The organism is Pseudomonas morbosilactucae, assembly GCF_023241715.1.
Classification (GTDB): Bacteria; Pseudomonadota; Gammaproteobacteria; order Pseudomonadales; family Pseudomonadaceae; genus Aquipseudomonas; species Aquipseudomonas morbosilactucae.
In genome coordinates, this window is the sequence record NZ_JALQCW010000065.1 from 1 (window position 1) to 19968 (window position 19968).

At 62.0% G+C, this 19968-nt stretch carries 13 protein-coding genes and 1 pseudogene; 7 read left to right on the forward strand and 7 right to left on the reverse strand.

Going from position 1 to position 19968, the window contains the following annotated elements; translation table 11 throughout:
• Positions 1-327: 327 nt before the first annotated feature.
• The 4 genes from ntrC to glnA form a co-directional block, all read right to left on the reverse strand.
• Positions 328-1764, reverse strand: coding sequence for a nitrogen regulation protein NR(I) (ntrC, locus tag M1B34_RS22560; RefSeq protein ID WP_268262919.1), 1437 nt, complete (start codon positions 1762-1764; stop codon positions 328-330).
• On the reverse strand, positions 1761-2846 hold the full coding sequence (gene glnL / locus M1B34_RS22565) for a nitrogen regulation protein NR(II) (RefSeq protein WP_123329234.1): 1086 nt from the start codon (positions 2844-2846) through the stop codon (positions 1761-1763). The genes ntrC and glnL overlap by 4 nt, the downstream gene beginning before the upstream one ends.
• Before the next feature lie 296 nt (positions 2847-3142).
• Positions 3143-3511, reverse strand: a complete 369-nt coding sequence (locus tag M1B34_RS22570) for a hypothetical protein (protein WP_268266272.1) — start codon at positions 3509-3511, stop codon at positions 3143-3145.
• Between the two features lie 182 nt (positions 3512-3693).
• Complete coding sequence (gene glnA, locus M1B34_RS22575) at positions 3694-5100, reverse strand: glutamate--ammonia ligase (protein ID WP_123329238.1); 1407 nt, start codon at positions 5098-5100, stop codon at positions 3694-3696.
• Positions 5101-5431: 331 nt separating this feature from the next.
• Between glnA and thiI the strand changes: the two genes are divergently transcribed.
• Together thiI and typA are read left to right on the forward strand one after the other, a co-directional pair.
• On the forward strand, positions 5432-6886 hold the full coding sequence (gene thiI, locus M1B34_RS22580; protein ID WP_123329242.1) for a tRNA uracil 4-sulfurtransferase ThiI: 1455 nt from the start codon (positions 5432-5434) through the stop codon (positions 6884-6886).
• 139 nt (positions 6887-7025) lie between these two features.
• Positions 7026-8846, forward strand: a complete 1821-nt coding sequence (gene typA / locus M1B34_RS22585) for a translational GTPase TypA (protein WP_236485026.1) — start codon at positions 7026-7028, stop codon at positions 8844-8846.
• 113 nt (positions 8847-8959) lie between these two features.
• Here typA and M1B34_RS22590 read toward each other — a convergent pair whose 3' ends face one another.
• Positions 8960-9397 carry a YkgJ family cysteine cluster protein gene (locus tag M1B34_RS22590; protein WP_123329246.1) on the reverse strand — a complete coding sequence of 146 codons (438 nt, stop codon included), beginning with the start codon at positions 9395-9397 and terminating at the stop codon, positions 8960-8962.
• A gap of 267 nt (positions 9398-9664) precedes the next feature.
• On the opposite strand from M1B34_RS22590, the gene M1B34_RS22595 reads away from it, so the two are divergent.
• The 5 genes and pseudogenes from M1B34_RS22595 (at position 9665) to M1B34_RS22615 (ending at position 19220) form a co-directional block, all read left to right on the forward strand.
• Positions 9665-12115: a glycogen/starch/alpha-glucan phosphorylase gene (locus tag M1B34_RS22595; RefSeq protein WP_268266273.1), complete on the forward strand. Its 2451-nt coding sequence runs from the start codon at positions 9665-9667 to the stop codon at positions 12113-12115.
• Between the two features lie 231 nt (positions 12116-12346).
• Positions 12347-16051, forward strand: coding sequence for a DUF2339 domain-containing protein (locus M1B34_RS22600; protein WP_268266274.1), 3705 nt, complete (start codon positions 12347-12349; stop codon positions 16049-16051).
• 5 nt (positions 16052-16056) lie between these two features.
• On the forward strand, positions 16057-17421 hold the full coding sequence (locus tag M1B34_RS22605; protein ID WP_425273433.1) for a DUF3999 domain-containing protein: 1365 nt from the start codon (positions 16057-16059) through the stop codon (positions 17419-17421).
• Positions 17422-17603: 182 nt separating this feature from the next.
• Positions 17604-18614, forward strand: a complete 1011-nt coding sequence (locus M1B34_RS22610) for a class 1 fructose-bisphosphatase (RefSeq protein ID WP_268262925.1) — start codon at positions 17604-17606, stop codon at positions 18612-18614.
• A gap of 3 nt (positions 18615-18617) precedes the next feature.
• Positions 18618-19220 (forward strand): annotated as a pseudogene (locus M1B34_RS22615) (DUF924 family protein).
• 32 nt (positions 19221-19252) lie between these two features.
• Here the strand turns inward: M1B34_RS22615 and M1B34_RS22620 are convergent.
• A complete protein-coding gene (locus M1B34_RS22620) occupies positions 19253-19621 on the reverse strand; it encodes a type II toxin-antitoxin system RelE/ParE family toxin (protein WP_268266275.1) in 369 nt (122 codons plus the stop codon).
• Positions 19618-19890, reverse strand: coding sequence for a type II toxin-antitoxin system Phd/YefM family antitoxin (locus M1B34_RS22625; RefSeq protein ID WP_268266276.1), 273 nt, complete (start codon positions 19888-19890; stop codon positions 19618-19620). The genes M1B34_RS22620 and M1B34_RS22625 overlap by 4 nt, the downstream gene beginning before the upstream one ends.
• Positions 19891-19968: the final 78 nt, after the last annotated feature.

Consider the following 19968-nt stretch of genomic DNA (forward strand, 5'->3'; position numbering starts at 1 on the left):
GGGAATCCCCGGCCTGCCTGTACCAAGGTCCCCGAAACTGGGTAGTGATGAGGTTATTGCAGAGGGCGTGCCAGTTTTCTCCGCGGGCGCGTTTATTCTTCGCCTGAGTGCCGCAAAGCCCCGGAATACGGGGCTTTTGCGTTTTCGAAGGCAAGGCTTTCGGATATGAAGATCCACTGCGCCGCCGCTGTCGGCGTGCCCGATCGAGGTTCACGGCGCCTTCAGGCAGTGCAGGCAGCCCATTGCGGTGCACAAAAAAAATCGCGGGCAACCCCGGCTCCCGTAGGAGTGGGCTTGCGCGATGGCGATGTGGCCGGTCAGTACGGCTTAGGCTTCATCGCCCTCGTCGTCATCACCGCCATCGACCTTCATTCCCAGCTCTTTGATCTTGCGAGTCAGGGTGTTACGGCCCCAGCCCAGCAGCACGGCGGCGTCGCGACGGCGGCCGGCGGTGTGCTTGAGGGCGGTCTCGATCATGATCCGCTCGAAGCTCGGCACGGCGCTGTCCAGCAGGCTCGATTGGCCGCGTGCCAGGGCCTGGTCGGCCCATTGGCGCAGGGCCTGTTCCCAGTTGGTCACTGGCGCCGAATCCTGAGGCAGGCTCAGCAGCTCCGGCGGCAGGTCGCTGATGTGCACTTCGCGTCCCGAAGCCATCACCGTGATCCAGCGGCAGGTGTTCTCCAGCTGACGCACGTTGCCCGGCCACGGCAGGTTCTTCAGGTATTCCTCGGTTTCGCTCTTCAGCAGCTTGGGCTCCACCGCCAGCTCCTGGGCGGCGCGGCTGAGGAAGTGCTTGGCCAGGGTCGGAATGTCTTCACGACGGTCCGACAGGCGTGGAATGTGGATGCGGATCACGTTGAGGCGGTGGAACAAGTCCTCACGGAATTTGCCTGCATGCACCAGGGTTTCCAGGTTCTGGTGGGTCGCCGCGATGATGCGCACGTCGACCTTGACCGGGGTGTGTCCGCCGACCCGGTAGAACTCGCCATCGGCCAGTACCCGCAGCAAACGGGTTTGGGTTTCGGCCGGCATGTCGCCGATTTCATCGAGGAACAGGGTGCCGCCGTCGGCTTGCTCAAAGCGTCCGCGCCGCAGGTTGGCCGCGCCGGTGAAGGCACCTTTTTCGTGGCCGAACAGCTCGGACTCCATCAGGTCCTTGGGGATCGCCGCCATGTTCAGCGCAATGAACGGCGAGGCCGCCCGCGGGCTGTGGCGGTGCAGGGCGTGGGCCACCAGTTCTTTACCGGTACCGGATTCGCCGTTGATCAGCACGGTGATATTGGAGTGGCTCAGGCGCCCGATGGCACGAAACACTTCCTGCATCGCCGGTGCTTCACCGATGATTTCAGGGGTGCGGGCCAGGGTCGGAGCCACTTCCAGGCCTTGCTGTTCCTGGGCGTGCTGGTTGGCGCGCTTGACCAGGGAAACGGCTTCGTCGACGTCGAACGGCTTGGGCAGGTACTCGAAGGCGCCGCCCTGATAGGACGCGACAGCGCTGTCCAGGTCAGAGTGGGCGGTCATGATGATCACTGGCAGGCGTGGGTGCAGCTCGCGAATCCGCGCCAACAGATCAAGGCCGCTGGCACCGGGCATACGGATGTCGGAGATGATCACGTCCGGCTGCTGGCGCGCCAGGCGACTCATCACCCCGTCGGCGCTGTCGAAGCTTTGGGTGGTCATGCCTTCTTGTTGCAAGGCTTTTTCCAGGACCCAGCGGATAGAACGGTCGTCATCGACGATCCACACGGTTTCACTACGGCTCATGTCGATGGGGCTCCTTGTTCCAGTGGCAGAAAGATCGAGAACGTGGTGTGGCCGGGATGGCTGTCACATTCGATCAGGCCCTGGTGCTGGCTGATGATGTTCTGAGTGATGGCCAGGCCCAGCCCGGTACCGTCCGGGCGGCCGCTGACCATGGGGAAGAAGAGGGTGTCTTGCAGCTCGGGCGGGATCCCCGGGCCGTTGTCGATGATTTCGATCTTGGTCACCAGGCGATGGCGCACATGGCCGATGGTGAACTGGCGCATGGTTCGGGTGCGCAGGCTGATGCGGCCCAGGCGCAACTCGTTCTGGCTGCTGATGGCCTGCATGGCGTTGCGCACGATGTTGAGCACCGCCTGGATCATCTGTTCGCGGTCGATCAATACATCGGGAATGCTTGGGTCGTAGTCGCGCACCAAAGTGATGCAACCCTGGCTTTCGGCTTCCACCAGGCTGCTGACCCGCTCCAGCACTTCATGGATGTTGGTCATGGCCAGGGACGGCAGCTTGTTCGAGCCGAGCATGCGATCCACCAGGTTTCGCAGGCGGTCGGCCTCTTCGATGATGACGTTGGTGTAGTCCTTGAGGCTTTCTTCCGGCAGTTCCCGGGCCAGCAACTGGGCCGCGCCGCGAATCCCGCCCAGGGGGTTCTTGATCTCGTGGGCCAGGCCGCGCACCAGCATCTTGCTGGTTTCCTGCTTGGACAGCTGGGCCTCTTCCTTGGTGATACGCAACAGGCGATCACGGGGGTGGACTTCCAGCAGCAGCAGGGTTTCGCCGTTACTGAGGATCGGCGTCACCGCGTAGTCCACGGTCAGGGTCTGGCCCGTCAGGGCGGTGAGCATCGCTTCGCGCTTGGTAAAGGGGTGGGCCTGCTCGACAGCCTGGCGCAGGGAGCTCAGGGCTTCGGCCGATTCGGTGAACAGTTCGCTGATGAATTGCCCATGGCTGCGCTGGCCGCTGATGGCCAGGAGCATTTCCGCCGCCGGGTTCATGTACTCAAGGCGTAGGTCGGCATTGAGCAGGATGGTGGCGGTGGTCAGGTTGTCGAGGAGCAGCCTGTGCAGTTGGTCGCTGATGGTCATGGGTACTGGTTGACCTCTTTTGAAGCAAGACGATCCGGGGCCGGTCCCGGATCGCGCGCGCGGGTAAAGCGCTGATATGGAGAAAATGCAAAAACCAAACCAAGGCTCCGCAAAGAAGCGTTAAAAGCCTGAAACAGGCGTTTGAGGCTCGATTGCGTGGCGTCCGTCCGGCTTTTCAGCGGTTTTTCGACCCAAAATGGGCAGTCGGGTGCCACGGGGTGCAATGGATTGCACCAATATAGTGCCGTTAGCTGAACGGCGTTGAAAAAGGCTCGGGTTCCTGTGCTTGCCCGGCTTTATCGGCGACGGGCCCGCTGCAGATGGAATACCTCGGGCTCGCTCTGTTGCACGACCTGCTCACCCTCCAGTACCTGCACCTCCAGGCTATGCCGGCCGCGGTCGACATCCACCAGCGACAGGTGGGTCCGCTCGCTGGGGCGGGTGTAAGGCCGGCCGTCGAGCAGCAGGCGCAGGCGGTGCTCGGGGCGCAGTGCGGGGTGCAGCTTGATATCGACGCTGACGCGGCCGTTGTTGGCGCGCAGGGTTGTGGGCAGGTTGCGTATCTCCAGTACGGAATACGCAGGGTCGGTGGCGTCGACGTGGCGGTGGCTCTCGGCGCTGGCCGGCAAGCTGGCCAGCATCAGGCAAAAAAGATAAATGCGCATGGAAGGTCGGTCTCTGGCTGTGCAGCCGTCATCTCTTGTTCGGGTACGGATTGACCATAGAGCAGCGACAAGGCTCGGGTCGGCAGCCTTAACCTTTGCTCACACAATGGGTGAAAATCGCCCATAAAAAAGGCCTCCCGAAGGAGGCCTCTCGTTACGCCGCTTGCGCGAGCGCGACTGGATTAGCAGCTGTAGTACAGCTCGTATTCCAGTGGGTGTACGAAGGTGCGTACTTTGATTTCTTCTTCGCTTTTCAGCTCGATGTAAGCATCGATGAAGTCGTCGCTGAAAACGCCGCCTTTGGTCAGGAACGCACGACCTTTGTCCAGCTCTTCCAGGGCTTCTTTCAGGCTGCCGCAAACTTGTGGGATTTCTTTGGCCTCTTCAGGCGGCAGGTCATACAGGTTTTTGTCAGCAGCGTCGCCAGGGTGGATCTTGTTCTGGATGCCGTCCAGGCCAGCCATCAGCAGTGCAGCGAAGCCCAGGTACGGGTTGGCTGCTGGATCCGGGAAGCGAGCTTCGATACGGCGAGCGCGTGGGCTGGACACGTAAGGAATACGGATCGAGGCGGAACGGTTACGGGCCGAGTAGGCCAGCATCACTGGAGCTTCGAAACCTGGGACCAGACGCTTGTAGGAGTTGGTCGACGGGTTGGTGAAGCCGTTCAGGGCCTTACCGTGCTTGATGATGCCGCCGATGAAGTACAGGGCGGTGTCGGACAGGCCGGCATAGCCTTCGCCAGCGAAGGTGTTCTTGCCATCTTTGGCGATGGACAGGTGAACGTGCATACCCGAGCCGTTATCGCCGTACAGAGGCTTAGGCATGAAGGTTGCGGTGCGGCCGTAAGCGTCAGCCACGTTGTGTACGCAGTACTTCAGGGTCTGAACTTCGTCAGCCTTGGCTACCAGGGTGTTGAACTTCACGCCGATTTCGTTCTGGCCGGCAGTCGCCACTTCGTGGTGGTGAACTTCGATGACCAGGCCCATTTCTTCCATGGCGTTGCACATGGAGGTACGGATTTCGTGGTCGTGGTCGAACGGCGGAACTGGGAAGTAGCCGCCTTTGACGCCTGGACGGTGGCCTTTGTTGCCGCCTTCCACGTCCTGGTCGGACATCCACGAGCCTTGCTCGGAGAAGATTTTGAACATGGAACCAGAGATGTCGGACTTGAACTTCACTTCGTCGAAGATGAAGAACTCAGGCTCTGGACCTACAAATACGGTGTCACCGATACCGGTGGACTTCAGGTATTCCTCGGCACGCTTGGCGATCGCACGTGGGTCGCGGTCGTAGCCTTGCATGGTCGAAGGCTCGATCACGTCGCAAACCAGGATCAGGGTCGGCTCTTCGGTGAACGGGTCCAGCACGGCAGTGCTGTCGTCCGGCATCAGGATCATGTCGGAGGCTTCGATGCCTTTCCAGCCAGCGATGGAGGAACCGTCGAACATTTTGCCTTCTTCGAAGAAGGCGTCATCCAGCGCGTCGCGAGCCGGCATGGTCACGTGGTGCTGAGTGCCTTTGGTATCCGTGAAGCGCAGATCAATCCACTTGACGTCATGATCTTTGATGAGTTGAACCGACTTCGACATATGTCCTCCGGGGTGGCTTCGGGCTAAGTAGTGGAGTGCCCTTAGAATGTGGGTGATGCCGGCGCGAATACTCTGCCAAGGCAACCTGCCTCACAAGGGAGCAAATTGCATGCCAGTGCCCCGAGTTGGGTTTTTTGCCCCAAATCCACGCATATAAAGGCTAATTGGCCTGGATTTGGATTTTTAGCGCACCGCAATGTGGCGCTGGATTCTGAAAATGACCTGTTTTGGTGCGGCTAAAACCAACTGCACATTAACTGGTTAAACCTTGAGCAATTTCCGCTATAATCCGCGCCCCCCTTTTTCGGCTGGCCCTGCGCGCGCTGTTTTCATGAAACTAATAGTTAAAGTTTTCCCGGAAATCACCATTAAGAGCCGCCCGGTACGGATGCGTTTCATCCGCCAGTTGGCCAAAAACATCCGTGCCGTGCTCCGCGATCTGGACCCGGCTGTGGTGGTCAATGGTGTGTGGGACAACCTTGAACTGGAAACCGCCCTCAGTGACCCCAAAGCCTTGAAGGAGCTGACTGAGCGCCTGACGTGTATGCCGGGTATCGCGCATTTCCTGCAGGTCGACGAGTACCCGCTGGGCGACTTCGACGACGTCGTTGCCAAGTGCAAGCAGCACTTCGGCGATGCCTTGCCCGGGAAGATTTTTTCCGTGCGTTGCAAGCGCGCCGGCAAGCACGAATTCAGCTCCATGGACGTGGAAAAATACGTTGGCAGCCAGTTGCGTCGTCAGTGCGGCGCCGCCGGGATTTCCCTGAAAGACCCGGAAATCGAAGTGCGTATGGAAATTCGCGACCAACGGTTGTTCGTGATCCATAGCCAGCACAACGGCCTGGGTGGCTACCCGCTGGGTGCCCTGGAACAGACCCTGGTGTTGATGTCTGGCGGTTTCGATTCCACGGTGGCGGCCTACCAGATCATGCGCCGCGGCCTGATGAGCCACTTCTGCTTCTTCAACCTGGGCGGGCGTGCCCACGAATTGGGCGTGATGGAAGTCGCGCACTATATATGGAAGAAGTACGGCAGCTCCCAGCGCGTGCTGTTTGTCAGCGTGCCGTTCGAGGAAGTCCTGGGGGAAATCCTCAGTAAAGTCGACAACAGTCATATGGGCGTCATTTTGAAGCGTATGATGTTGCGCGCGGCGTCCCGAATCGCCGATCGCCTGGAGATCGACGCGCTGGTGACCGGCGAGGCGATTTCCCAGGTGTCGAGCCAGACGCTGCCCAACCTGTCGGTGATCGACTGTGTGACCGAGAAGCTGGTATTGCGCCCGCTGATCGCCAGCCACAAGCAGGACATCATCGACCTAGCGCAGGAAATCGGCACCGCCGACTTCGCCAAGCACATGCCCGAGTATTGCGGGGTCATCTCGGTGAACCCCAAGACCCACGCCAAGCGCCCGCGTGTGGAGCATGAAGAGAAAGAATTCGACATGGCGATTCTGGAGCGTGCGCTCGAGAACGCCAAACTGGTACCGATCGATCGGGTGATCGACGAGTTGGGCCAGGATTTGCAGATTGAAGAAGTCAGCGAGGCGTTGGCCGGTCAGATCGTCATCGACATCCGTCACCCGGATGCCGAGGAAGATGACCCGCTGCAACTGGCTGGCGTCGAAGTACAAGCGATGCCGTTCTATGCACTGAACGCGCGCTTCAAGGAACTGGACCCTACTCGCCAGTACCTGCTGTATTGCGACAAAGGCGTGATGAGTCGCCTGCATGCTCACCATTTGCTCAGTGAGGGGCATGCCAATGTGCGCGTTTATAGACCGAGCTAAGTGCCCGGGGATGTTTGCCTGTGGCCTGCGTCACCGGCCCCCCGACGCCGCCGCCAAGCTGTAACGGCAAGGCCTGACTCTATTGTTAATCGCTGCCATCTGTTGTCAGCACACCGAATCCTCTGATCGAGATACACAAGTGATCGAAAATCTACGCAACATCGCCATCATTGCTCACGTTGACCATGGTAAAACCACCCTGGTAGACAAACTCCTGCGTCAATCCGGCACCCTGGAGCGCAACGAGCTCAACGACGAGCGCGTGATGGACTCCAACGACCAGGAAAAAGAGCGCGGTATTACCATTCTGGCGAAAAACACCGCCATCAACTGGAACGGCTACCACATCAACATCGTGGACACCCCGGGCCACGCCGACTTCGGCGGTGAAGTTGAGCGCGTAATGTCGATGGTTGACTCCGTGCTGCTGCTGGTCGACGCCCAAGACGGCCCTATGCCGCAAACCCGTTTCGTGACCAAGAAGGCGTTCGAAGCCGGCCTGCGTCCGATCGTGTGCATCAACAAGGTTGACCGTCCAGGCGCGCGTCCGGACTGGGTTCTGGACCAGATCTTCGACCTGTTCGACAACCTGGGTGCCACCGAAGAACAGCTGGACTTCAAAGTCGTCTACGCCTCGGCCCTGAACGGTATTGCCGGTCTGGACCACAACGACATGGCTGAAGACATGACCCCGCTGTACCAGTCGATCGTCGACAACGTACCCGCGCCGTCTGTTGACCGTGATGGTCCGTTCCAGATGCAAATCTCCGCTCTGGACTACAACAGCTTCCTGGGTGTTATCGGTGTTGGCCGTATCGCTCGCGGTACCGTCAAGCCGAACACTCCGGTCGTGGCTATCGGTGCCGACGGCAAGAAGCGCAACGGTCGTATCCTGAAGCTGATGGGTCACCACGGTCTGCACCGTGTGGACGTTGAAGAAGCAGCTGCAGGCGACATCGTGTGCATCAGCGGTATGGACTCGCTGTTCATCTCCGATACCCTGTGCCACCCGGATACCGTCGAGGCGATGAAGCCTCTGACCGTTGACGAGCCAACCGTTTCCATGACCTTCCAGGTCAACGACTCGCCATTCTGCGGTAAAGAAGGCAAGTTCGTGACGTCCCGTAACATCAAGGAACGTCTGGACAAAGAGCTGCTGTACAACGTTGCACTGCGCGTTGAAGAAGGCGACTCGGCTGACAAGTTCAAGGTTTCCGGCCGTGGTGAGCTGCACCTCTCGGTACTGATCGAAACCATGCGTCGCGAAGGCTTCGAAATGGCTGTAGGCCGTCCAGAAGTGATCATCCGTCTGGTTGACGGCGTGAAGCACGAACCGTTCGAAAACGTCACCATCGACCTGCCGGAAGAATCCCAAGGCAAGGTCATGGAAGAGATGGGCCTGCGTAAGGGCGACCTGACCAACATGGTGCCGGATGGCAAAGGCCGTGTTCGTCTGGAATACAACATCCCTGCTCGCGGTCTGATCGGTTTCCGTAACCAGTTCCTGACCCTGACCAACGGTGCTGGCATCCTGACCTCGATCTTCGACCGTTACGACGTGATGAAGTCCGGCGACATGTCCGGCCGTCAGAACGGCGTTCTGGTTTCGGTTGAAACCGGCAAGGCGCTGACCTACTCCCTGGAAACCCTGCAGGCTCGTGGCAAGCTGTTCGTTGAACACGGCCAAGAGATCTACAACGGTCAAATCGTTGGCCTGAACAGCCGCGACAACGACCTGGGCGTCAACCCTACCAAGGGCAAGAAGCTCGACAACATGCGTGCTTCGGGTAAAGACGAAACCATCGCTCTGGTTCCACCTGTTCGCTTCACCCTGGAACAGGCTCTGGAATTCATCCAGGACGACGAGCTGTGTGAAGTGACTCCTAAGTCCATCCGTCTTCGCAAGAAGATCCTGGACGAAAGCGAGCGCACCCGCGCTGCCAAGAAAGCCAAGGCATAAGCTTTAGCCCCGGCTAAAAAAACGCCCCCGACCGCAAGGTCGGGGGCGTTTTTGTTTGTCTGGCGAAAACACCGGCCAAGGCGGGCGCCAATCAATGGCGCGCCGGCCTTGGGTCAGAAGCGTTCCAGGGTCCGGCGGCCCGTCTCGCGTTCCACTGCCTTGGGCTTGTAGGCGCAGTAACCTGGGCGTGGGCCGATGCGCGGGTGGTTGCGGCAGGTATCCGGGCGCTTGTCATAAATGGTGCACAGGCGGCTCTTACGATCCAGATACAGGCAGTCGTTGTTGCTCATGCGCTGCAGGGTGAAGATCTCGGACTTCTGGTTGTAGCGCTCGACAATGCCTTCTTTCTGCAGGCGCTTGGCGATGTTCTTCGGCGGATCGCCCAGCTCGAACTCATCGACGATGCCGATGCGCACCAGGTCTTTGATCTTCACTTCCACCGGCAGCGTGCAGCAGCTGGAAACGCAGGAACCGCACATGGGCGCGGTGAATTTGGCCCAGGTATCGAGTCGGTCGATTTCCGCGGCGGCGATCAGGTTGGGCTTCATCATGGGGCGTTTCCAGCGTGTTTCAGGGCGCGCGATCATACCGGGACTGGTGAAATTTTAAACAGCCTTTTGACGGATATTTCTGATCGGTGCCAAGGACATTTCCTCTCGGCACGGCATCTGCATCTTTTTAGCCGTCGCCGACAGGGAGATCGGGTCACTGACCGGGCCTTGGCAAAAAAGCGCCGAACCAGAGCCTTTGCCTCCTGTCAGACCGACTAGGCTCAGACCATTCCATGCTCACTGTCTATCTCGCTCGAGGTCGTATCGATGACTCAGGAACCACTAGTTCGCGACGCAGAGGTGGCCGCATTCCGCGAAGCCGTCTTGACCAAACTCACTTACGCGGTGGGCAAGGACCCGGATCACGCCTTTGACCATGACTGGTTTGAAGCCATCGCTCTCGCGGCCCGTGATCACATGGTCGAACACTGGATGGACCACACGCGGCAGATCTACCGCAAAGGCCAGAAGCGTGTGTATTACCTCTCCCTGGAATTCCTCATCGGCCGTCTGCTCTACGACAGCCTGAGCAACCTCGGGTTGCTGGACGTGGCCCGCGAAGCCCTCACCGAACTGGGTGTGGACCTGGAGCGCATTCGCTTGCTGGAGCCCGACGCGGCCCTGGGCAACGGCGGCCTCGGGCGCCTGGCGGCGTGCTTTATGGAAAGCATGTCGACCCTGGGCATTGCCGGTCACGGCTACGGCATTCGTTACGAGCACGGGTTGTTCCGCCAGGCCATCGTCGATGGCTGGCAGCAGGAACAGACCGAGCACTGGCTGGATTTCGGCAACCCCTGGGAGTTCGAACGCCCGGAGGTGATCTACCCCATCGGCTTTGGCGGCGGCGTGGAAACCGTGACCGACGAGGCCGGCCACACCAAGCAAGTCTGGACGCCGGGGGAAACCGTGCGCGCCGTGGCCTATGACACGCCCGTGGTGGGCTGGCGCGGGGCCAGTGTCAACACCTTGCGCCTGTGGCGAGCGCGGGCCATGGAAGATTTGCACCTGGAGCGTTTCAACGCCGGCGACCACTTGGGCGCGGTGGCGGAAGTGGCTCGGGCCGAAAGCATCTCCCGGGTGCTGTACCCGGCTGACAGCACCGAAGCGGGGCAGGAACTGCGCCTGCGCCAGGAATACTTCTTTGTCTCGGCGTCCCTGCAAGACCTGCTGCGCCGGCACAAAAACATGCACGACTCGGTGCTCAGCCTCGGCGAGCACGCGGCCATCCAGCTCAACGACACGCACCCGTCGATCGCTGTGGCCGAACTGATGCGCCAACTGGTGGACTTGCACGGCATTGCCTGGGAAGCGGCGTGGCAAGTCACCGTTGAAACCCTGTCCTACACCAACCACACCTTGCTGCCCGAAGCCCTGGAAACCTGGCCGGTGGGCCTGATGGAGCGCATGCTGCCGCGGCACATGCAGATCATCTACCTGATCAACGCCCAGCACATCGATTCGCTGCGGGCCAAGGGCATCCACGACTTTGACGTGTTGCGCGCGGTGTCGCTGATCGAAGAAGACAACGGCCGCCGAGTGCGCATGGGCAACCTGGCGTTCCTCGGGTCCCACAGCGTCAACGGTGTGTCCGGGCTGCACACCCAACTGATGCGCAGCACGGTGTTTTCCGAGTTGCACAAACTCTATCCCGATCGAATCAACAACAAGACCAACGGCATCACCTTCCGCCGCTGGCTGTACCAGGCCAACGCTGAGCTGACCTCGATGATGGTCGACGCCCTGGGCCCCGAGCTGCTGGATAACCCCGAGGAGTTGTTGATCGGGCTGGAACCCTTCGCCGAGAAGCCCGGCTTTCGCAAGCAGTTTGCCGAGCAGCGGTTGCACAGCAAGCGGGCGCTGGCGGCGATCATCCATGAGCGCCTGGGGATTGCGGTCAACCCGGCGGCGATGTTCGACGTGCAGGTCAAGCGCATCCACGAGTACAAGCGCCAGTTGCTCAACCTGCTGCACACCGTGGCGCTGTACCAGGCCATTCGTGCCGAGCCGGAAATCGACTGGGTGCCACGGGTGAAGATCTTCGCCGGCAAGGCGGCGGCCAGTTATCACCAAGCCAAGCTGATCATCAAGCTGACCAACGACATTGCCCGTACCGTCAACAACGACCCCACCGTGCGCGGCCTGCTCAAGGTGGTGTTCCTGCCCAACTACAACGTCAGCCTGGCGGAAAGCATCATCCCGGCGGCGGACCTGTCGGAGCAAATTTCCACCGCCGGCTTCGAGGCCTCGGGCACCAGCAACATGAAGTTCGGCCTCAATGGCGCCCTGACCATCGGCACCCTGGACGGCGCCAACGTGGAAATGTGCGAGCAGGTGGGGGCCGAGCATATGTTTATCTTCGGCCTCAGCGCCCAGCAGGTGGAGGCACGCAAGCGCAATGGCGAGTTCAGTGCGGCCCCGGACATCGCCGCGTCCCATCGCCTCAACGACGTGTTGCAGGCGATCCGCGGCGGGGTGTTCTCGCCGGATGACCCGTCGCGCTACACCGGCTTGATTGATTCGCTGATCCAGTACGACCGCTTCCTGGTCTGTGCCGACTTCGATTCCTACTGGAGTGCCCAGGCCCGGGTCGAGGAGCGCTGGCACGATTCCAAGGAGTGGTGGCGCTCGGCGGTGCTCAACAGCGCGCGCATGGGCTGGTTCTCCTCGGACCGGACCATTCGCGAGTACGCCACGGAAATCTGGAAAGCCCTGGAGTAACCCGGGCGCGGATTTTTGCTGGTAAGTGTGCGCAAGGCCCAACGACAGTTGGGCCTTGTCGATATACTGAGCGCCAGTTTTGACCTGCCGCAGCAGTGCCTCTTGTCGCCATCGTCCCCCACCGTACCTGCCTGATCGGCAGGCGCCGGCTGGTCGGTGAGGGCGCCAGTGCTGCCCGCAGGTCTTCAAACGCCGACGCCTCTTGCGGCGGGCCGCTTAGGGATATCGACCATGCAATGGATTTTCATACTGACGGGGCTGGTGCTGGGCGGAGTGCTCGGTGAGTCCTTCAGCGGTGTGCTGATCGGCGCTTTGCTGGGGCTGGGCCTTGGCCAAGCCCTGCGTCTGACGGCCTTGAGTGCCCAGGCGGCAAAGCAGCAAGAGGAGCTGGACCAGGCGCGGCAAGCGGTGCTGAACCTGGGCCAACGCCTGGGCGCCCTGGAGGCGGCCACTTCACCGGCTGACGCTGCATCTACGGCGCCCAGCTTCAGCGCGGCCGCCGAGCCTGTGCCTGAGCCACGCTCGCCCATTGTCCAGGCACCGCCAGCGGTCGACCCGCAACCCGCCAGTTCCGGCCTGGTGTGGGTACTGCCGGCAGAACTCGAACCCCAGACCCGCGCGCCTGCAGAGGCCAGTCAGCCGTTGCCGGCTAATATCTGGACCCCGCAGCCAGCGGCCCAGGATGCGTCGCCCACACCCCGTGAAACGCCGCCACCGCCCCTTCGTCCAGCCGCGTCCATGCAGCGTGAAGAGCCTCTTGAAGGGCCCCGGCGTGCGGCTCCGGCCATCGTCCTCGAACCGAACCTGATCGAGCGCGCCATCGAAGGGGCGCGCAACTGGCTGTTTGGCGGTAACACCGTGTTGCGTGTGGGGGTGCTGCTGTTGTTCCTTGGCCTGGCCTTCCTCTTGCGCTACGCCACTGAAGGCATGGTGGTGCCGATCGAAGTGCGTTACGCCGGGGTCGCCGCTTGCGCTTTGGGCTTGTTGGGGCTGGGTTGGTGGCTGCGACTGCGCAACAGCTATTACGCCTTGATGTTGCAAGGCACGGGGATCGCGGTGCTGTACCTGACGGTGTTCGCCGCCATGCGCCTGCATCCGCTGTTGGACCCGGGCGCGGCCCTCGGTCTGTTGGTGGCGGTCACGCTGTTCTCGGCCATCCTGGCGGTGACCCAGGACGCCTTGGGCCTGGCTGCGGCGGCGGCCCTGGGCGGGTTCGCTGCCCCCATCCTCACGTCCACCGGCGCGGGCAGCCATGTGGCGCTGTTCAGTTATTTCGCCCTGCTCAATGCCGGGATCCTCGCCATTGCCTGGTTCAAGGCCTGGCGCCTGCTCAACCTGATCGGTTTTGTCGGCACCTTCGGCATCGGCTTCGCCTGGGGCTTGAGGTCCTACACCCCTGAGTTGCTGTGGAGCACCGAGCCGTTCCTGATTCTGTTCTTTGTCATGTACCTGCTGATCGGCCTGCTGTTCGCCCGGCGCAAGCTGCTGGAGCTCAGCGATGCGCCCGCGGACGACAGTCGCCAGGCGCTGCTGCACTGGTCTGCCCGCAAGGGTGACTACGTCGATGGCAGCATGCTGTTCGGCCCGCCGCTGGTGGGCTTTGGCTTGCAATGGGCGCTGGTCCAGCACTTGGAGTTCGCCGCCGCCTTCAGCGCCCTGGCGCTGGGCCTGATCTACATGGGGCTGGCCCGTTGGTTGTCCGGCGGCCGTGCCTTGCTGCTGGGGGAAACCTGCCTGGCCCTGGGGGTGATCTTTGCCAGCCTGGCAATTCCCCTGGGGTTGGATGCCCGCTGGACCAGCGCGGCCTGGGCAGTGGAGGGTGCGGGCATCTTCTGGCTCGGCCTGCGTCAGCAACGGCCCTTGGCCCGTGTCTTCGCTTTGCTGCTGCAGGTCGGTGCGGCCCTGGCATTTCTCAGTGAATTGCGCCCGGGTGAGGACAGCCTGCTCGACGGCGCGCCTCTGGGGGCCTTGCTGCTGGGGGGGGGCCTGTTGTTCAGCTTCCTGCAACTGCGCAAGGCGCAGCCTGAGCACGTGGCGAGCTGGGAACTGGCAGTGGCGCCGATGCTCGCTGTCGCTGGCTTGAGCTTTGTCTACCTGCTGGCACCGCTGTTCCTGCAGGTCCATGGCACGGCCATCAGTTGGGCCTTGGCGGGCTTGGTGACCCTGGTGGCCGGCCTGCGCCTGCAATCGCGGACTTTCCTGTTCAGTGCCTTTGGCGTGCAACTGCTGGGCGGTGCCTTGTTCCTGTTGCGTCTGCAAGGTGCCGACGGCGACTCGGCGGCGGTGTTCAGTGCCGGTTGGAGCGGGCTGCTGAGCGCCTCGCTGATTGGTCTGGCGCTGATCGGCGGCATGCTTCTGGCGGCTCGTGACGACATGGTGCGCAACGACCCGCGGCTGCTGCGCGGGTTGTCGGTGGTGCTGCTGGCCGGCTTGTTGATGATCAACCTGGCGGTGCTGTTCGTCCTGCCTTGGCGCACGGCCAGCGGTGTCTGGGCCGCCAGTGGTGTGCTGATCATCTGGCTGAGCCTGTACCTGCAACAACGCGCGAGCTTTGTGTTTGGCCTGCTGTTGCAGGTGATCGGCGGCGTGGCTTTCCTGTTGGCCAGTGCCGATTGGTTCGGCCCGTTGCCGGGCGAGGGGCTGCGACCCCTGGCCAATATGAACTTCGGCACGCCGCTGGTGCTGGCCTTGGCGGCGCTGGTGGGTGCCTGGCGCTTGCAGCGTGGCGACCAGGGCTCGGCGTTCGCCACCTTGCCCCTGGGGCGCCTGTCCGATCTGTTGTTGGCCTGGGGCGCCGGCTGGTGGGCCCTGGCCCTGGTCAGGGAAGTGCTGGTGTTCGCCCCGCCGCACCTGCAAGGGACCTTGTTGTTGCTGGTCGCCGCTGTCAGCGTGGCGCTCTGCACACTGCTGGCAGCGCGTTTGAAGTGGCCGTCCCTCGGGCTGCTCAGCGGACTGTTGATGCCGGCTGCGTTGCTGGTGCTGCTGAGTGCCTGGCAGGGCCGCTATCACCCGGCGGCGGATGCCGGTTGGCTGGTCTGGCCGCTGTTATTTGCCGTGCATTTCTTCAGCCTGCGGCGCCTGGCGACGATGCTGCCGGCCCAAGTGCTGAGCGCCGCCCATGTGCTGGGCTGCTGGATGCTGCTCGGGGTCCTGGCCCTGGAACTGCGCTACGGCCTGCTGCTGTTGTCCGAGCACTACAACGCCTGGCGCTGGCTGGGCTGGGCGCTGCTGCCGAGCCTGTACCTGGTGCTGATGGCGACGCCGCGCAGCCTGCCTTGGCCGGTGGCCGCCTACGCCCGTGAATACCGGGTGTACGCTGCGCTGCCCCTGGCGCTGCTGATGCTGGGCTGGTTCTGGCTGGCCAATCTGTTCAGCGATGGCAGTGCCGAGCCGTTGCCTTACCTGCCGCTGCTCAATCCGCTGGAACTGGGGCTGCTGTTTGCTGTGTTCGGTGTGTTTGTCTGGTCGCGCAGCGCGGCGCAGGTGCTGGCGATCCCGGCCGAGCGGGTCGAACGTATCAGCCAGGGGGTGGCGGCGTTGTCGTTGTTCGCCTTCTTTACCCTGCTGGTGATGCGCACCGCCCACCATTGGGGCGGTGTACCGTTTCAGGCGGATGCACTGCTGGAGTCGATGCTGGTGCAGGCGGGCTTGTCCATCGTCTGGACCCTGATTGCCCTGGGCCTGATGATCGGTGGGCATCTGCGCCACCGGCGCGAGGTCTGGCTGGTGGGCGCCGCGTTGATCGCGGTGGTGGTGGCCAAGCTGTTCCTGGTGGAATTGAGCAACCGCGGCGGGCTGGCGCGGATCGTGTCGTTTATCGGCGTGGGCGGTTTGCTGTTGGTGGTGGGTTACTTTGCCCCGCTGCCGCCCAAGCGCGCCGAAGCCGAGCCGGATCAAGCCGCGCCGGTCAATGCAAATGAAGGAGTGTCGTCTTGAGTCGGATGTCGAGCCTGGGCTGGTTGGGGGCTGTCGGGTTGTGTGTGGCGCTGTCGGCCACGGCCCAGGAAACACCGGGGGATTTTAAGTCCCAAGCGCCGTTGGCCCTGAGTGGGGAGGGGCCCTGGTACCGCCTCGACGTGCCGTTGGCGCTGCAACTGCATGCCAGCCATAGCGATCTGCGGGACATCCGGGTGTTCAACGCTGCCGGTGAGCCCCAGGCGTACGCCCTGGCCCGTCAGCAGGCGCAGACCACCGAACAGCGTAGCCTGCACGAGGTGAAGTGGTTCCCGCTGTACAACTCGGCCGAGGCCAGCGATGCCACGCCGAGCGTGCGCGTGCAGTCCAACGCCAACGGCACCCTGGTGGAAGTACAACCCTCCACCCAATTGGAAGCCGGCGAGGAAGTGCTGCGTGGCTGGCTGCTGGACGCCAGTGGTATCCATGCACCATTGCAGCAACTGGTGCTGGACTGGACCAGCGAGCGTGATGGCTTCCAGAACTTCAGCATCGAAGCCAGTGACGACCTGCAGCATTGGCAAGCCTGGGGTGAAGGCCAGGTGGCCCGCCTATCGTTTGCCGATGAGCGCATCGAGCAGCATGAAGTCGGCCTGCCCGGGCAAACTGCGCGTTACCTGCGGCTGCTCTGGAACAGCCCCCAGCAGGCACCGGTGTTGACCTCGGTGCAACTGGAAAGCACCAGCACCAGCAGCGTGCCCTCGCCGCTGCAGTGGTCCCAGCCGTTGGCGGGGCAGACGGCCAAGGCCGGTGAATACACCTGGGAGTTGCCCGCGGACTTGCCCCTGGAGCGTCTGCAAGTGGCGCTGGACCAGGCCAATAGCCTGGCGCCGGTAACCCTCTATGGCCGGCAGAACAGCAGCCAGCCCTGGCAGGTGCTGACCAGCGGCCTGCTGTATCGCCTGACTCAGAATGGCCAGGACGTGCAGCAGAACGAATTGCAGTTGGCGGGGCAGAAGTGGCGCCAGTTGAAGCTGGAAGTGGATGAGCGCGGCGGTGGCCTGGGTGCGCAGGCGCCGGCTTTGCGCTTTGCCGTGCGTGGTGTGCAGTTGGTGTTCCTGGCGCGGGGCGCGGGGCCTTATCGCCTGGCCCTGGGCAATCCGGCTGCGGGGCCGGCGAATCTGCCTTTGGCCACCCTGATTCCTGACTACAGCCCGCAGCGCCTGGCAGGCCTGGGCCAGGCCCGGGTCGAGGGCGCTCCGCAACAGGTTGCACCCGTCATTGCGGCAGTGCCGGTGGCGCCGACGACCGATTGGAAGAAGATCGGCCTGTGGACGGTGTTGTTGCTGGGCGTGCTGGCGCTGGCGGGTATGGCCTTCAGCCTGTTGCGCAAGCCGGTTGCCAAGCCCTAGGAATGACGTCGCCGCTGATCGTCGGCAAGGCGCTCCGGGGAGGGGGCGTTTTCGCGGTTTCTGGCTAGCCTCAAGCGGGTGCATGAACTCAATCAGGCACTTCCCTGTCTGAGAGGAGGAAATGCGCCACGACTCGCGCTAAACTGCGCGGGTTTTTACCCCCCATTCCTCCGGAGCCGTCCATGTCCCGCGTTACCCTGAGTCGCTATTTGATTGAGCAGACCCGCAGCAACAACACTCCTGCCGATCTGCGCTTCCTGATCGAAGTGGTGGCGCGTGCTTGCAAGGAGATCAGCCACGCCGTGTCGAAAGGCGCCCTGGGTGGTGTTCTGGGCAGCATGGGCACTGAGAACGTGCAAGGCGAAGTGCAGAAGAAGCTCGACGTGATCTCCAACGAGATCCTGCTCGAAGCCAACGAATGGGGCGGTCACCTGGCCGGCATGGCGTCCGAGGAAATGGACAATGCCTACCAGATCCCGGGCAAATACCCGAAAGGCGCCTACCTGCTGGTGTTCGACCCACTGGACGGTTCGTCCAACATCGACATCAACGCACCGGTTGGCACCATCTTCTCGGTACTGCGCTGCCCTAACGAATACCTGAGCCAGAACGAAGCCCTGAACGAAAAGGCCTTCCTGCAGCCAGGTACCGAGCAGGTCGCTGCCGGTTACGCCATCTACGGCCCACAGACCATGCTGGTGCTGACCCTGGGCGACGGCGTCAAAGGCTTCACCCTGGACCGTGAAATGGGCAGCTTCGTGCTGACTCACGAAGACATCAAGATCCCGGAATCCACCCAGGAATTCGCCATCAACATGTCCAACGAGCGTCACTGGGAAGCCCCGGTCAAGCGCTACGTTGATGAGCTGCTGGCCGGCGACACCGGTCCACTGAAAAAGAACTACAACATGCGCTGGGTCGCTGCCATGGTGGCTGACGTGCACCGTATCCTGACCCGTGGCGGTCTGTTCATGTACCCACGTGACAGCCGCGAGCCGGAGAAACCGGGCAAGCTGCGCCTGATGTACGAAGCCAACCCGATGTCGTTCCTGGTGGAACAGGCCGGCGGCGCGTCCACCGACGGTCACAAGCGCATTCTCGACATCCAGCCTGAAGGCCTGCACCAGCGTGTAGCGGTGTTTCTTGGCTCCAAGGAAGAAGTGGCTCGCGTCACCGCGTACCACAAGGAATAAAACATGGCCGCGCCCTGGCAGCCCTTGCTCGATTGGTGGTTCGGTTCAGCCGACAAACCGGCGGACATCGTGGCAGACAAGGGCCGGCTGTGGTTCGGCAAGCATGACAGTCAGGACCTTGAGGCGCGTGAGCGCTTCGGGGCCTTGGTGGAACAGGCACTGGCCGGCGGATTGACCGAGTGGACGCAACGTCCCCAAGGTTGGCTGGCCCTGGTGCTGTTGCTCGATCAGCTCCCGCGAATGATCTTTCGCGACACCGCCCAAGCCTTCTCTGGTGACCCGCGTGCTCAAGCGCTGGTGGCCTAGGGCATCGCCGCGGATTTTGACCGGCAATTGCCGGCCATGCAGCGCAGCTTCATCTACCTGGTGTTCGAGCATTGCGAGCATCTGGCGGTGCAGAACGAAGGGGTTTCGCGTTTTGCCGCGCTGCACGATGAGCAACCGCTGGAAGACCGCGCCGTGTTCGCCGACCACTTGGATTACGCCGAACGGCACCAGAAAGTCATTGCCCGCTTCGGGCGCTTCCCCCATCGCAACGCCATCCTCGGCCGCGAATCCACCGCCGAAGAACGGGCCTTCCTGCGCGAGCCGGGCTCGCACTTCTGATCGCGACATCGACATCGCCGGCAAGCCGGCTCCTAGATCGCCGTTGTCGGTGATGCTAACAATTCACCCCTTGCTTGAAATCCCAACAGTCGCTTAATCAGCAACGACTGCAGGTCTTTGCGTGTGTCCGCGATGATGTGGATGTAAACGGTCTGCTCCCGCACTTCATAGATCACCCGGTTCATTCCGGAAAGAACCTGGCGGTAGCGGCGAAGATCAAGCTGCTGGATTTCGGCGGGGACGCTGCCGGCGTAAGGCGTGGTCGCCAGTTGGGCCACAACGGTTTTCAGGTGCAGGTAGGTGCTGTGCCAGGTCTGCGTGGAAAACTGACGGATTACGTAGCGTTTAAGCTCTTTGAGGTCGTTTTCTGCCGAGCGCAGAATGACCACCTGGAAATTCACTGCGGATCGTCCGCCTCCAGGTCGGCAAACACGTGGTCTGCATCACGGAACTGGCCGGCCTCGATTTCCCTGTTGCCCAGGGCCAGCAGTTTCAGCAACGCCAGGGTTGCTTCCTGCTCTTCGAAACTTTGTACATCCATCACCACCAGCTTGGCTTCACCGTTCTGAGTAATGACCAGCGGCTCGCGACTCTCTGTCAGTTGCTTGACGATCTCGGCGGTGTGGCTTTTCAGATAACTGATGGGCTTGACCTGGGATGACAGCTTCATGGAAAGGGCTCGACTGGAAAGGCAGGGCTGAGTTTAGCCTTAATTCACCCCTGTAGTGGGGCCCCTGACCACTGACTG